Source organism: Methylibium sp. Root1272, from assembly GCF_001425905.1.
In the GTDB taxonomy this organism is placed as follows: domain Bacteria; phylum Pseudomonadota; class Gammaproteobacteria; order Burkholderiales; family Burkholderiaceae_C; genus Methylibium.
The window spans coordinates 80,566-94,194 of record NZ_LMDY01000016.1 but is presented as its reverse complement, the minus strand read 5'-3'; the positions used below and the strand labels follow the sequence as shown (position 1 = coordinate 94,194).

Genomic DNA, 13,629 nt, shown 5'->3' with positions numbered 1-13,629 from the left:
AAAGAGCTTCTGCCGAACTTCAGTGAAAACCCGAGCCTCTCGAAGCCCCTCGTCGCTTCGCCATTTGTCGAATCGCCGCGGGGCCGATCTCTGCATTTACAGAAGAGGCCCCGCGCGCGCGTCGCTCAGGCCGGCACGATCTCGATCGCACGCGCTTCCTCCTTGAGCAGCCTGTCCAGCACCCACAGCAACTTGCCGGGCCCGGCGTCGTGGACGATGTCCACGCTCGGGGCATCGGGACGCTCGCGCATCCGCTGGTACTGCCCTTCCAGCATCACCTTGTCCTCGAGGAAGGCGACGTTGTTGGCCTCGTGCATCAGGTCCGTGAGACCCGGCATGTCGGTGGCGCGGCTGCAGCCCCAGGAGTAGTAGTAGTCGCAGGAATGGGCATCGCGCGGCGTGACGGCCTGGCTGGAGAAGGTGTCGAGCACCAGGCGTCCGTTGGTCGGCCCCTCCGTCGCGCTGCCCACCTCGTGCACCGAGAAATGCAGGATGAAGTTGCACGGCACGCTCATGCGGACATGCACCTGGATGTCGAACAGCGCGCCCTCCGGGAACAGGTGCTTGGCGAAGCTGGGAGCCGGCGTCCGGCGCACGCAGTAGGTGGTGTCGATCCCGCGCTCGCCCAGCACGTGGCGCGGCTTGACGTTCGACCACGCATCGGATCCGCCCAGCGTGAGGCTGTGCACCCAGGCCACGTGGCTCAGGTCGGCCAGGTTCGCGATCTCCTGCCGATAGTTGGTGTCGACGCGGACGTAGCCGAGCCGCAGGTTCCAGGCCGGGTCGCCGGGACCGATGGCCTCGCAGATCAGCGCCGGATCGGCCTTCGCGGGCTCGCCCATCCAGACCCAGATCCAGTTGTCCCGCTCGGTCACCGGGTAGGTGCGCACGCAGGCCTTCTCGGGGATCCGGCTCATGCCCGGGATCTCGGTGCAGCGCCCGTCGGGCCCGAACTTCATGCCGTGGTACATGCAGCGGATCGAGTCGCCCTCTTTGCGCCCCAGCGACAGCGGGGCGTGCCGGTGGCAGCAGCGGTCCTCCATCGCGACCACCGTGGCGTCGGGCCGGCGATAGAGCACCAGCGACTCGCCGGCGATACGCCGCGCCAGCAGGCCATCGCGGCCCAGGCTCAGGTCCTTGTCCCACCCCGCGCAGTACCACGCGTTCTTCACAAACATTGCGTCTCCTCGTTGGCTGTCCATCGGCGGCGCGAAGGCCGTCCGAGGCAGCGCAACCGCAAGGCGCAGGCCATCGGCCGCGAAGCGGTCACGGGGGGTGCCGGCTGTTGCACCGCATCGTTCACCGAGATCGGTGTTCTTTCATGGGGCGCCGCGTCTTGGCGCTCACTGCCATCGATGACCGGATGCTGCGTCGCAGCAGCGCGTTCGTAGTGGAAAGCGCTGCCCGGGGCACACGCCACCAGCGAACAAAATTCATCACTCATCGAGGACTCGATGAGCAATCCTCTCCATTCGCATGCGCACGGGATCACGCCGATGAATGCTTCACCTGCACCGAACGCCGCCGACTTTCTCCACGCGCACTACCTGGCCAGCCGCAGCGGCTCGTCGGCCACGGAGTTGCGGCCGACCCACCGCGAGCTGGCGGAATGGCTGACCTTCGACCCGGACACCGGGCGCATCTGGCTCGACGACGAACGCATGGTGATGCTGAACCACCAGACGCTCGGCTCGCTGCGCAGCGAGCTGATCCAGGGCGTCGGTGTCGAGCGGGCGCGCGGCATCCTCACGCGCAGCGGCTACATCGCCGGCATGCGCGATGCGCGCTTCGTGGCCTCGCACTGGCCCAAGGAAGACCCGGTCGGCAAGCTGCTGGCAGGAACGCGCCTGTTCGGCCTGCAGGGCCTGGCCCGCGTCGAGGCGGTGCACTTCGATTACGACCCCGAGCGCATCGCCTTCAGCGGCGAGTTCTTCTGGCATCACTCGCTGGAGGACGACGAGCACATCAACGCCTTCGGCGTCGGCACCGATGCGGGCTGCTGGTTGCCGATCGGCTACGCGAACGGCTATGTCTCCACGCTGCTGGGCACGTCGATCATCTTCCGCGAGCTCGAGTGCCGCTCGACCGGTGCGTCGGTCTGCCGCGTGATCGGCAAGGCGGCCAGGGACTGGGACAACGTCGAGGAGGACCTGCGCTACATGCAGGCCGAGGGCTTCGTCGGCGAGCGCCCGAGCGCGGCTCCGCCGAAGCGCGGCGCCCCGCGCGTCGGCGCGCACGACGCCGAGGCCGAAGCGGCTCCGCGCATGGTGGGCGTGTCGTCGAGCTTCAACGCCGCCTGCCATTCGCTGCGCAAGGTGGCCACCACCACCGCCACGGTGCTGTTCTTCGGCGAGTCCGGGGTCGGCAAGGAACTGTTCGCCAAGATGCTGCACGAGATCAGCGAGCGGCGCGACGGGCCCTTCGTGTCCGTCAACTGCGCGGCGATTCCGGAGAACCTCGTCGAAGCCGAGCTGTTCGGCGTCGAGCGCGGCGCCTACACCGGCGCCCATGCCTCACGGCCGGGCCGCTTCGAACGCTCCCATCGGGGCACGCTGTTTCTCGACGAGATCTCCTCGCTGAGCCTGGTCGCCCAGAGCAAGCTGCTGCGCGCGCTGCAGGAGAGCGAGGTCGAGCGGGTCGGCGGCACGCGCCCGATCCCGCTCGACCTGCGCGTCGTGGCGGCCTGCAACGTCGACCTGCGCGAGGAAGTGCGGCAGGGACGCTTCCGCGAGGACCTGTTCTTCAGGCTCAACGTCTACCCGATCCACCTGCCGCCGCTGCGGGCCCGCAGCGAGGACGTGCCGCTGCTGATGACGCATTTCCTCAAGCTCTACGGCGCCCGCTACGGCCGTCAGATCCACGGCTTCACGCAGCGGGCGATGCGCGCGATGCTGACCTACACCTTCCCCGGCAATGTGCGCGAGTTGCAGAACATGATCGAACGGGCCGTGATCGCCGCCAGCGACGAGTCGCAGATCGATACCGTGCACCTGTTTCGCGATGAGCTGTTCAACGCGAAATCGACCTTCGCCGTCAGCGATCAGGGCCGGCTGGCCGGCGCCGAGGGACCGGCGCCCTCCGTGCCGCAGTCGGAGTCGTCAGGCGACGCGACACTGCTCGACCGGGTGCTGCGCCTGCGCGGCGCGGTGCGGAGCCCGCAGGCGGCCGACACCTGGCTCGACGAACTGGAGACCCAGCTCGTCGAGGAAGCGGTGCAGCGCTGCAACGGCAACATGGCCGCCGCGGCGCGGCTGATCGGCATGACACGGACGCAGGTGGTCTACCGCATGCACAAGAAGGGCGCGACGACTCAGGCGAGAGCCTGATCCAGCACCTCCACCCAATGCTGCACCGGCACGGCCGTGCCGGACTGCAGGTGCAGGATGCAGCCCACGTTGGCCGAGACGATCACGTCGGGCTCCTGCGAGCCCAGACTCGACAGCTTGCGATCGCGCAGCGTCGTTGCGATGCCGGGCTGCAGCACGCTGTACGCGCCGGCCGAGCCGCAGCACAGGTGCCCGTCGCCGGCCGGGGCCGTCACGTCGAAGCCGAGCATCACGAGCGCGGCCTCGACGCCGCCGCGCAGGCGCTGGGCATGCTGCAGCGTGCAGGGCGTGTGCACCGCGATCCTGCGCCCGGCCGCCTGCGGCGACATCCTGTCCTTCAGGGCCGGCAGCAGCTCGGGCAGCAGTTCGCTCAGGTCCTTGGCCAGGGCGCTGATCCGGGCGGCCCGCTCGGCATAGGCCGGCTCGTGCGCGAGCGCCTCGCCGTACTCCTTGACCACCGCGCCACAGCCGGAGGCATTGACGACGATGCACTCCACGGCGCCGGATTCGATGGCCGGCCACCATGCGTCGATGTTGCGACGCATGTCCGCCAGCCCGCCTTCGGCATCGCCCAGGTGTGTGCGCAAGGCGCCGCAACACCCTGCTTCTGCGGCAACGAGGGTCTGGAGCCCGGCCGCATCGAGCACGCGCGCGGTCGCGGCGTTGATGTTCGGCAGCATGGCCGGCTGCACGCAGCCCTGCAACAGCATCACCTTGCGCGCACGCTCGGTGCGAGGCCAGTCCGACGCCCGCGCGCCCGCACGCCGCGGCAGCTTCTTCTTCAGCACCCCGGGCAGCGCCGGCCGCAGCAGCTGCCCCAGGCGCACGGCCGGCCCGACCAGCGGCGAGGTCAGGCCCTCCTTCAACACCCAGCGGATCGCGCGCTCGGCCACCGGCCGCTGCACCCGGGCATCGACGACCTGGCGGCCGATGTCGACCAGCCGGCCGTAGCGCACGCCGCTCGGGCAGGTGGTTTCGCAGTTGCGGCAGGTCAGGCAGCGGTCCAGGTGCCGCTGCGTGCTGCGGCTGGCCTCGCCGCCCTCGAACACCTGCTTGATCAGGTAGATGCGCCCGCGCGGGCCATCGAGCTCGTTGCCCTCGAGCTGGTAGGTCGGGCAGGTGGCCGTGCAGAAGCCGCAGTGCACGCAACTGCGCAAGATGGCTTCGGCTTCGGCGGCTTCGCGATTGCCGTGGAACTCGGGACTCAACTGGATTTGCATGACGGTCTCAGAGGCCTTCGTAGAGCCGGCCCGGGTTGAACAGCCGTTCCGGATCGAAGGCCTGCTTGAGCCGGCGGTGCAGTTGCAGCAGCGCCGGCGAGAGCGGTGAGAACGGGCCGGCTTCCCGGCCGTCGCCGCGCATCAGCGTGGCGTGGCCGCCCACGCGGGCAACCGCCTGCCGCACACAGGCGATCGGCTCCCTCGACCGGAGCCAGCGCAGCGCGCCCCCCCATTCGACGAAGGTCTCGCCGGACAGCTCGAGCGGCGGCACGCCTCGCGGCACCGACAGGCGCCAGAGCCGCACGCCACGGAGCCGCGCGTTGGCATCGAGGTCGAAGAAGGGATGTGTCTGGTCGCGCACCGAGGTCCACCACGAGGCGCCGGCCCGGGGGTCCAGCGCCTCGCCGCCCAACGCGGCGCGGGCCGACCGCAGCGCCGCGGCGGCGCCGTCGAGCCGGACCCACAGCTGCCCGTCGTGCCAGGCCGTGGCGCCGATCGGCAAGGGTTGCGAGGCCCAGACGGAGAGCCGTCTCAGTGCGTCGACCTGCGTCGCGCAGTCGAGGCTGATCGTGACCGAGGCCGGTGGCAGGGGCAGCACCTTCAGCGACACCTCGAGCAGCACGCCGAGCACGCCGAGCGACCCGGCCATCAGGCGCGACACGTCGTAGCCGGCGACGTTCTTGATCATCTGCCCGCCGAAGCTCAGGCACTCGCCCCGACCGTTCAGCAGGCGCACGCCGAGGACATGGTCGCGCAGCGCACCCGCCGCGATCCGGCCCGGTCCGCTCAGTCCGGCGGCGACCACGCCGCCCACGGTGCCGCCGGGCGCGAAGCGCGGCGGCTCGAAGGCGAGGTGCTGGCCCCGTTCGGCCAGCAGCGCCTCCAGCCTTGCGAGCGGTTCGCCGGCGCGCACCGTCACGACCAGTTCGGTCGGCTCGTAGCTCCGCACGCCGGACAGCGCCCGCAGGTCCAGCACATCGCCGCGCGGCTCGCCGCCGTAGAACCGCTTCGTGCCGCCGCCGCGAACCTCGAGGCAGCGGCCTTCGCTGCGAGCCTCGAGCACCTGCTCGACCAGGCGGAGCTCGGCCGCATCGGTTGGCGAGAGCGGGTCCATCGTCAGAAGCGCGGCAGGTCCGCGAAAGGCAGGCGCCCGCCCCTCACCGTCATGCGCCCGTACTCCGCGCAACGGTTCAGCGTCGGGATGGCCTTGCCGGGGTTGAGCAGCGAGCGGGGATCGAAGGCCTCCTTCAGGCGCAGCATCTGCTCGCGTTCCTCCAGCGTGAACTGCACGCACATCGAGTTGAGCTTCTCGACGCCCACGCCATGCTCCCCGGTGATGCTGCCGCCCATATCGACGCTGGTCTCCAGGATCTCGGCGCCGAAGCGCTCGGCGCGGTGCAACTGGTCGGGGTCGTTGGCGTCGAACAGGATCATCGGATGCAGGTTGCCGTCGCCGGCGTGGAAGACATTGCAGCAGCGCAGGCCGTAGCGGACGCCCATCTCGGCGATGCGGCCCAGCATCTCGGCCAGCTTGCGGCGCGGGATGGTCGAATCCATGCACAGGTAGTCGGGGCTGATGCGCCCGCTGGCCGGGAAGGCGTTCTTGCGCCCGCTCCAGAACCGCAGCCGTTCGGCCTCGCTGCGGCTGATGTCGAAGCGCGTCGCGCCGGCACCCTCCATCACCGCCACCATGCGCGCGATCTCCTCTTCCACCTCCTCGGGTGTGCCGTCGCTCTCGCACAGCAGGATGGCCGCGGCATCGAGGTCGTAGCCGGCGTGAACGAAGTCCTCGACCGCAGCGGTCATCGGCTTGTCCATCATCTCGAGACCGGCCGGGATGATGCCGGCGGCGATGATCGCCGCGACCGCCCGGCCGGCCGTCTCGAGGTCGGCGAAGCTCGCCACGATGCAGCGCGCCACGGCCGGCTTCGGGACCAGCTTGACGGTGATCTCGGTCGCCACCGCCAGCATGCCCTCGCTGCCCACCATCACGGCCAGCAGGTCGAGGCCCGGCGCGTCGAGCGCAGCGGAACCGAACTCCACCGGCTCGCCGTCGGCCGCATAGCCCTTCACGCGCAGCACGTTGTGCAGCGTCAGGCCGTACTTGAGGCAATGCACGCCGCCGGCGTTCTCGGCCACGTTGCCGCCGATGGTGCAGGCGATCTGGCTGCTCGGGTCCGGCGCGTAATAGAGGCCGTGCGGCGCCGCGGCCTCGCTGATCGCCGCATTGCGCACGCCGCACTGGACTGTCGCCGTGCAGCTCGCGCGGTCGACCGACACGATGCGGTTCAGCCGCGCCAGCGACAGCGTCACCCCGCGTTCGTGCGGCAGCGCCCCGCCGGACAGCCCGGTGCCGGCCCCGCGCGTCACGACCGGCACCCCCAGCGTGTGGCAGGTGCGCAGCACGTCGGCCACCTGCAATTCGCTGTCCGGCAGCACGACGACCAGCGGCACCGCGCGGTAGGCGGTCAGGCCGTCGCACTCGAACGGCCCGGTCTCTTCCTTGCGGAACAGGATGGCGTGGCGCGGCAGCACCGCGGCCAGGGCCTCGACGACCTGCGCCTGGAGCGCAGCAGGAGAGGCCGAGGCGGTGGCCGCCCGGCTCGAAGGAGATCCGGACATCGCGAATCAGCCGTCGAAGGAAGCGCGCCGCGCGATGCCGAGCAGCGTCTGCCACGGCAGCAGCAGGTCGTCGCTGCACGTGCTCGCCGAATCGATGTAGGCACGCAGCCGGCGTCCCTGCGTGACGGCACGCGGCGCCGGCGCGGCGCCGGGATCCGACGGCCTGCCGTCGAGACAGCGCATCGGCTCGAGCACCGGTTCGGGGAACACCGCGACGAGCAGGTCCGCGCTGCGCCGGGCCACGCAGGCCTCCTCGCGGCCGTCGAAGTAGCGCGCGAAGTCGTGCACCAGCGCCGCGGTGATCAGGTGATCGCAGGCGCCGGCGCGGCGCGCCAGCGTGGCGGCGCGCCGCCCGGTCCAGTCCGCGGGCGCGAGCGGCACCCGGCCCGCGATGCACGGCAGGCGCTGCTCGAACTCGTCGAAGCTGCGCGGCGGTCCGGCACGCTGCGGCCGAGCGAGCGCATCCCGCTGCTCAGCGCTCACCGACGGCATCGCATGGCCCTCCACGGCGCTCACTGGACGTCTAGTGCGCGAACGACACCGCCTGGCTTTCCTCGACGTCCCAGGTTTCCTCGTCCGCCTCGGAACGGATCACGCTGCGCTCCCGGACCAGCCGGCCCGAGTCGATCAGGTGGCGGACACAGGTGACACGCAGGAAGGACGCGAAGTTGGCCGACTCCGATCGATGCGTCGTCGCCTCGTCGTAGAGCTTGGTGATCAATGCGTTCGTCGTGCACTTCTGCTCCGAGGCGATGTCCGACAGCACCCGCCACATTAGGTTCTCGAGCCGGATGCTGGTAATGACCCCGTGGATGCGCACGGATCGCTGCCGAGGTTCGTAGTGGAGGGGATCGGCCTGAACATAGAGCTTGCACATCACGGGATCCTTCGCGGTGCATGGAATGCGGGCCGCTTGATTGAGTGTTTCACGACGAAGGCGGTCATCGGTAATACGCAGGCATGACGCGCCCGGTCGGCATCGGCTCTCGCCGTGGCGTTGCCGGTCGCAACTTCGCCTTCCGTTGCATCGATGCCCGGCCTCGCGTCGCGCGCCGCGCCCGCTTCAGCCTTCGCCATCGTTGCTCGCCTTCACGATATCGTCGAGCTGGTAACGCTCGACCTTCCTGTACAGCGTGCTGCGCGAAATGCCGAGGATGCGTGCCGCCAGCGCCAGGTTGCCGTGCACGCGCTGGATCGCCTGCAGGATGGTCAGGCGTTCCGTGGCTTCCAGGCTCGTGAGGTCGGCGTCGAGCGTCGGTGACTTGGCGCCGTCGATCGTCGCCAGCAATTCCACGGGCAGTTCCTCCCTCCGCACGACCTCTTCATCGGAGGTGAGCAGGAGCGACTCGATCACATTGCGCAGTTCGCGCACGTTGCCGGGCCAGGCATAGGCCCGCAACAGCTGCCGAACGTCCGGACCGATCTCGCGGCTCGCGACCCCGTGGCGCACCGACAGCGTCCGCACGAAGTGGTCCACGAGCAGGTCGACGTCGCCATCGCGTTCTCGCAGGGCCGGCACCTGGATCCGCGTGACGCCGATGCGATGGAAGAGGTCGCGACGGAACCGGCCCGCCTCGACCTCCTGCAGCAGATCGCGGTTGGTCATCGCCACCAGCCGCACGTCGACCGGGCGCGGCGTGGTGTCGCCGAGCCGGTAGACGACGCCCTCCTCGAGCGCACGCAGCAGCACCGGCTGCAGGTCCAGCGGCAGTTCGCCCACCTCGTCGAGGCACAGGGTGCCGCCGTGGGCCAGCTCGAAGCGTCCGGCGCGCCCTTCGCTGGTGGCGCCGGTGAACGCGCCGCGCACGTGCCCGAAGAGTTCGCTGCCGATCAGCTCCTTGGTCGTCGCGCCGCAGTTGAAGGCCACGAAGCTGCCGCCCTTGCGCTCCTCCTCGTGCAGTGCGCGGGCAAACAACTCCTTGCCCGCCCCGGTCTCGCCCTGGATCAGCACCGAGACCCGGCGCCGCCCGAGCAGCTTGGTACGCTCGATCGCGCCGAGGAAGACCGTGCTGGCCCCCACCACGCCCGGCAGGCACTCCGGCGCCGGGGCGGCGGCCAGGCTCGGCGCCGCCGGTGCCGGCAGCTGCGGCACATCGCCCTCCGGGCGCTGCAGGATGCGGCCGATCGAGCGCTTGGGCACGATCAGCAGCGCGCCGATCGGACTGCCGTCCAGACGCACCGGGTTCATCCATTCGCCCAGCAGCCCGTCAGGCAGGCGGTTGTTCCAGGCCGCGATCTGGCGCCCCTTGAGGCCGTCCGCCAGTCGCACCGCCAGATCCGGCGTGAGGCAGCCGCTGCTGTGGACGATCCGCGCGTTGCGGTCGATCACGACCATGGCGGCGGCGCCGACCCGTCCCGGGTGGTTCAGGCAGGCCTCCAGCAGGACGTTGTGTTCGCGGCTGATGCGCTCGGCCAGCACCGATTCGATCTGCCGGGCACACGCCACGGCGAGGGCGAGGTTGTTGAGCTGGAAGGTCGCCGGCGGGCCCGAGATGTCGATCACCCCGAGAAGCTGGTCGGTCCCCGAGAGGTAGACCGGAGCGGCAGCACAGGTCCAGCTCTTGATGCCTTCGCAGAAATGCTGCGCTGCGTGCACCTGGATCGGCCGCCCGGTCGCCAGGGCCGTACCGATGCCGTTGGTGCCGACGACGCTCTCGTTCCAGTTGCCGCCGTTGGTCAGGTGGATGTCCTGCGCCGCATCCAGCGTGCGGGCATCGCCCGACGACTCGAGCACGATGCCGGCGGCGTCGGTGAGCAGCATGATCGAGCCCGACTTCGCGAGCAGGTGCGCCGACGACATGAAGATGCCCTGCGCGGCCCAGACCAGATCGCGGTTGCGCAAGCGGAGCTGCTCGAGTTCGTCGTCACCTCGGATCGCGAGCGGCGCCTTGCGCGACCCCGGCTCGACGCCGAAGCGCCGGCTGCGCTGCCATGACGACAGCACGTGCTTGGGCACGGCCGACTGGACGAGCGACTGTCCGGTGACGAACTGCTCCCAGGCCTGCGTGGTCTCCCGAACGCCCAGGGGCTCGAACTCGCCCTGCGGCCCGGCCGACAACTGCGTTGTCGACAGCGGCTTGGGGGAATGGCTGGTCACCATGGCTGTCTCCTCCGACCTGCTAGGACGTCCGGGCGTGATGCCTCAGCGTCCTTTGGTTCTTCCGGGATTGGGCGTCATGCACCCCTCCATTGCCATCAGGGCCGCACCCTAGGCCCGACTCTCCTCCAGCGCCACCGGCGCAGACAGTTTCAGCGGCACGCACGAGATCCACAACAGCAAGGTGGTCAGCGAGCCGACCAGGAGGTACGCATACCACGGTGCGCCGCCCGAAGAGCCCGCAGTCAGGGTGCGCCACACCAGCCAGGCGTTCAGCGACACGATGCCCGCCGCGGCCGACCAGGCTGCGACGCGGACCCAGGTCGGGCTGGCGAACTGCCCCATCAGTTGACGATCACTCGTGAAACGTACCAGCGGCACGATCGCGAAGGGCAGCTGCAGGCTCAACACGACCTGGCTCAGGATCAGCAGCTGCAGCACGCCCGAATCGCCCTGGTAGGCCAGCACCCCGACGGCCGGCACGATCGCCAGGCCCCGGGTCAGCAGACGCCGGGCCAGCGGGCTCATGCGCAGCGACAGGAAGCCCTCCATCACCACCTGGCCGGCCAGCGTGCCGGTCAGCGTGGAGCTCTGGCCGGCGGCCAGCAGCGCGATCGCGAACACGGTCGCGGCCAGCGTGGTGCCGACCAGCGGTGTCAGCAGCGTGTGCGCCTGCTGCAGCTCGTTGACCTCGATGCCGTGGGTGAAGAAGGTCGAGGCCGACAGCACCAGGATCGACGCATTGATGATGAACGCGATGTTCAAGGCCAGCAGCGTGTCGACGAAGTTGTAGCGGATGGCCTCGCGCTGACCCGCCGGCGTGTGCGAGATGCGGCGCGTCTGCACCAGCGACGAGTGCAGGTAGAGGTTGTGCGGCATCACCGTCGCGCCGAGGATCCCGATCGCGACCAGCAGGCTGTTCGCGTCGATCTTCGGCACGAGGCCGCCGACGATGTCGCCCAGCACGGGTTGCACCAGCACCATCTCGATCGCCATGCACACGCCGATGGTCAGCACCAGCGCGGCGACCACGGCCTCGAGCTTGCGGATGCCGTAGTGCTGCAGCACCATGATCAGCATCACGTCGAAGGCGGTGATGACCACGCCCCAGATCAGCGGGATGCCGAACAGCATGTTGAGCGCGATCGCGCTGCCCAGCAGCTCGGCCAGGTCGCAGGCGATGATCGCCAGCTCGCACAGCACCCACAGCGACAGCGACACCGGGCGCGAGTAGCCGGCCCGGCAGGCCTGGGCCAGGTCGAGGCGCCCCACGATCCCCAGCCGCGCCGCCAGGCTTTGCAGCAGCACGGCGATCACGTTCGATGCCAGCAGCACCCACAGCAGCTGGTAGCCGAAGCGCGCGCCGCCCTCCAGATCGGTCGCCCAGTTGCCCGGGTCCATGTAGCCGACGCTCACCATCGCCGCCGGCCCGATGAAGCCGAACATCCGCCATTGCCCCGGGACACGCCAACGCATGTCCACGCTTTGCTCGAGGTTCGTCATGTCCCCTCCTTCTTCTTGTCTCGTTCGTCGTTCGACGTTGCGGCGCTCAGAACCAATGCCCGACGGCCCCCACGATGGCAATCACGAGGCCTGCGCCCGTGATCGCCAATCCGCAGACGAGCCGGGTGCGCCGGCGACCCGTCATTGCCGCCCCAGCCGCTCGGCGCCCCCTCCCAGCGCCGGTCCTGCGGTGGGATCCATGTCTTCCGGCTTCTTGGCGATCAGCGTCTGCGTCGTGAGGATCAGCGCCGCCACCGAGACCGCGTTGCGCACGGCGCTGTAGCTCACCTTCACCGGATCGATGATCCCGACGGCCGCGAGGTCGACGAAGCGTCCGTCACGGGCGTCGAGCCCCACGCCGGGCGCCGAATCCAGCGCCTTGCGCACCGCGGCCGGACCGTCGATCCCTGCATTGGCGGCGATGTGCCGCAGCGGCTGCTGCAGCGCGCGCTGCAACAGGCGGATCCCCTCGCGCACCGCGCCTTCGGTCCGCGCCACTTCGGCATCCAGTCCGCTGGACACCCGCAGCAAGGCCAGACCGCCGCCCGGGACCACGCCCTCGGCCACGGCGGCCCGCGCGGCGTGAATCGCATCCTCCACCAGGTGAAGGCGACGCTTCTGCTCGACCGGTGTCGCGCCGCCGACCTGCAGCAGCGCGGTGCCGCCGGACAGCTTCGACAGCCGCTCCTTGAGTTTGTCCTTGTCGATGTTCGGCGGCGCCAGCTCGTGCTGGCGGGCCACCTGCTGGCGCCGGGCGGCGATCAGCGCCGGATCGCCGCCGCCGGCGCTGATGACCGTCTGGTTGGACGAAATCCGCACCTGGCGCGCACGCCCCAGATCGCGCAGTTCCACCGCGCCCAGGCTGCCGCCGAGGTCTCGTGCGATGACGCGGCCGCCGGCCAGGATGGAGATGTCCTCCAGCATCGCCTTGCGCCAGTGACCGTACTCGGGCGGATGGATGGCCGCGACCGTGATGCCGGACTTCTCGCGCCACGCCAGCAGCGTGACGATGCAGGCGGGTGCCACCTCGTCGGCGATGATGAGCAAGGGGCGCTTGGCCTCGGCGGCCAGGGCCAGCAGCAAGGACACCTCTTCCTGCGTCTGGAGCTTCTGGTCCGTCATCAGGATCAACGGCTGATCCAGCACCACCTGCATCTTCTCGACGTCGGTGATCATGTGGTGCGACAGGTAGCCGCGGTCGAAGGCCATGCCGTCCACCACGTCCAGCACCGTCTCGACGGTGGTGCCGAACTCGACATCGACGATGCCGTCGGCGCCCACGCGCTCCAGCGCCTCGGCGACCAGGTGGCCCGTGATCTCGTCGTTCGCGGCGACCACCGCCACGGCCCGCAGAGCCTCCGCGCCGGCCAACGGCGTCGCCGCCGCCTTCAGCAGCGCGATCGCTGCGGCCGCGCCGCGCTCCAGGCCTTCCACCAGTTCCACCGGATTCGCACCCTTGGCCAGGCAGGCCAGGCCGTCCTGCACCAGCGCATCGGCGAGCACCGTGGCCGTGGTCGTGCCATCGCCGGCGATCTCGTTGGTCTGCTTCGACACCTCGCGAACGACCTGGGCGCCGATGTTCTCGAACGGATCCTCGAGTTCGATCTCGGCGGCGATGCTGACACCGTCGCGCGAGATGATCGGCGTGCCGATCGGCCGGTCGATGATGGCGTTCATCCCGCGCGGACCCAGGGTGCCGCGGACCGCTCGCGCCAGCTTGGCTACGCCCCGGCCCAGCGCCAGGCGGGCTTCTTCGTCGTGCAACATGATGTTGGGCATGGCTCGTCTCCTCTGTCTCTCGTGTGGCTGGCTGTCTCTCGTGGCTGGCTGATCGCCTCGGTCCCCGCGCGCAGCACGCGCC

The 13,629-nt window shown here is 69.9% G+C and carries 11 protein-coding genes; 1 reads left to right on the top strand and 10 read right to left on the bottom strand.

The genetic code is table 11. The features are described from left to right. Positions 1-125: 125 nt before the first annotated feature. Complete coding sequence (locus tag ASC67_RS15995; RefSeq protein ID WP_056323514.1) at positions 126-1,178, bottom strand: aromatic ring-hydroxylating dioxygenase subunit alpha; 1,053 nt, start codon at positions 1,176-1,178, stop codon at positions 126-128. A gap of 318 nt (positions 1,179-1,496) precedes the next feature. Here ASC67_RS15995 and ASC67_RS15990 point away from each other — a divergent pair, with 318 nt between their 5' ends. Next, entirely contained in the window at positions 1,497-3,326 is a 1,830-nt protein-coding gene (locus ASC67_RS15990; RefSeq protein ID WP_056324209.1) for a sigma-54-dependent Fis family transcriptional regulator, read from the top strand. Here the strand turns inward: ASC67_RS15990 and glcF are convergent. The 9 genes from glcF to ASC67_RS15950 all read right to left on the bottom strand — a co-directional run bounded on the left by glcF (position 3,311) and on the right by ASC67_RS15950 (position 13,547). Next, positions 3,311-4,546, bottom strand: coding sequence for a glycolate oxidase subunit GlcF (gene glcF / locus ASC67_RS15985; protein WP_056323511.1), 1,236 nt, complete (start codon positions 4,544-4,546; stop codon positions 3,311-3,313). The genes ASC67_RS15990 and glcF overlap by 16 nt on opposite strands. Positions 4,547-4,553: 7 nt before the next feature. Next, on the bottom strand, positions 4,554-5,660 hold the full coding sequence (glcE, locus tag ASC67_RS15980) for a glycolate oxidase subunit GlcE (protein ID WP_056323508.1): 1,107 nt from the start codon (positions 5,658-5,660) through the stop codon (positions 4,554-4,556). Between the two features lie 2 nt (positions 5,661-5,662). Beyond that, a complete protein-coding gene (locus ASC67_RS15975; protein ID WP_056323504.1) occupies positions 5,663-7,168 on the bottom strand; it encodes an FAD-linked oxidase C-terminal domain-containing protein in 1,506 nt (501 codons plus the stop codon). 6 nt (positions 7,169-7,174) lie between these two features. After that, the gene (locus ASC67_RS15970; protein WP_156466799.1) at positions 7,175-7,660 is read right to left on the bottom strand and encodes a hypothetical protein; all 486 of its coding nucleotides are present in this window, start codon (positions 7,658-7,660) and stop codon (positions 7,175-7,177) included. A gap of 31 nt (positions 7,661-7,691) precedes the next feature. Continuing rightward, positions 7,692-8,045 carry a ribbon-helix-helix domain-containing protein gene (locus ASC67_RS15965; protein ID WP_056323495.1) on the bottom strand — a complete coding sequence of 118 codons (354 nt, stop codon included), beginning with the start codon at positions 8,043-8,045 and terminating at the stop codon, positions 7,692-7,694. Then, the gene (locus ASC67_RS20680; protein ID WP_156466798.1) at positions 8,045-8,245 is read right to left on the bottom strand and encodes a hypothetical protein; all 201 of its coding nucleotides are present in this window, start codon (positions 8,243-8,245) and stop codon (positions 8,045-8,047) included. Before ASC67_RS20680 ends, ASC67_RS15965 begins: the two co-directional genes overlap by 1 nt. Next, positions 8,232-10,268, bottom strand: coding sequence for a sigma-54-dependent Fis family transcriptional regulator (locus ASC67_RS15960; RefSeq protein ID WP_056323492.1), 2,037 nt, complete (start codon positions 10,266-10,268; stop codon positions 8,232-8,234). Before ASC67_RS15960 ends, ASC67_RS20680 begins: the two co-directional genes overlap by 14 nt. 108 nt (positions 10,269-10,376) lie before the next feature. Beyond that, positions 10,377-11,849, bottom strand: coding sequence for an Nramp family divalent metal transporter (locus tag ASC67_RS15955; protein ID WP_255353688.1), 1,473 nt, complete (start codon positions 11,847-11,849; stop codon positions 10,377-10,379). A gap of 60 nt (positions 11,850-11,909) precedes the next feature. Then, positions 11,910-13,547 carry a molecular chaperone GroEL gene (locus ASC67_RS15950; protein ID WP_056323483.1) on the bottom strand — a complete coding sequence of 546 codons (1,638 nt, stop codon included), beginning with the start codon at positions 13,545-13,547 and terminating at the stop codon, positions 11,910-11,912. Positions 13,548-13,629: the final 82 nt, after the last annotated feature.

Coding starts and splice junctions, on each gene's coding strand:
- ASC67_RS15995 (WP_056323514.1), bottom strand. CDS start 1,178: ATGTTTGTGAAGAACGCGTGGTACTGCGCGGGGTGGGACAAGGACCTG.
- ASC67_RS15990 (WP_056324209.1), top strand. CDS start 1,497: ATGAATGCTTCACCTGCACCGAACGCCGCCGACTTTCTCCACGCGCAC.
- glcF (WP_056323511.1), bottom strand. CDS start 4,546: ATGCAAATCCAGTTGAGTCCCGAGTTCCACGGCAATCGCGAAGCCGCC.
- glcE (WP_056323508.1), bottom strand. CDS start 5,660: ATGGACCCGCTCTCGCCAACCGATGCGGCCGAGCTCCGCCTGGTCGAG.
- ASC67_RS15975 (WP_056323504.1), bottom strand. CDS start 7,168: ATGTCCGGATCTCCTTCGAGCCGGGCGGCCACCGCCTCGGCCTCTCCT.
- ASC67_RS15970 (WP_156466799.1), bottom strand. CDS start 7,660: ATGCCGTCGGTGAGCGCTGAGCAGCGGGATGCGCTCGCTCGGCCGCAG.
- ASC67_RS15965 (WP_056323495.1), bottom strand. CDS start 8,045: ATGTGCAAGCTCTATGTTCAGGCCGATCCCCTCCACTACGAACCTCGG.
- ASC67_RS20680 (WP_156466798.1), bottom strand. CDS start 8,245: ATGGCGAAGGCTGAAGCGGGCGCGGCGCGCGACGCGAGGCCGGGCATC.
- ASC67_RS15960 (WP_056323492.1), bottom strand. CDS start 10,268: ATGGTGACCAGCCATTCCCCCAAGCCGCTGTCGACAACGCAGTTGTCG.
- ASC67_RS15950 (WP_056323483.1), bottom strand. CDS start 13,547: ATGCCCAACATCATGTTGCACGACGAAGAAGCCCGCCTGGCGCTGGGC.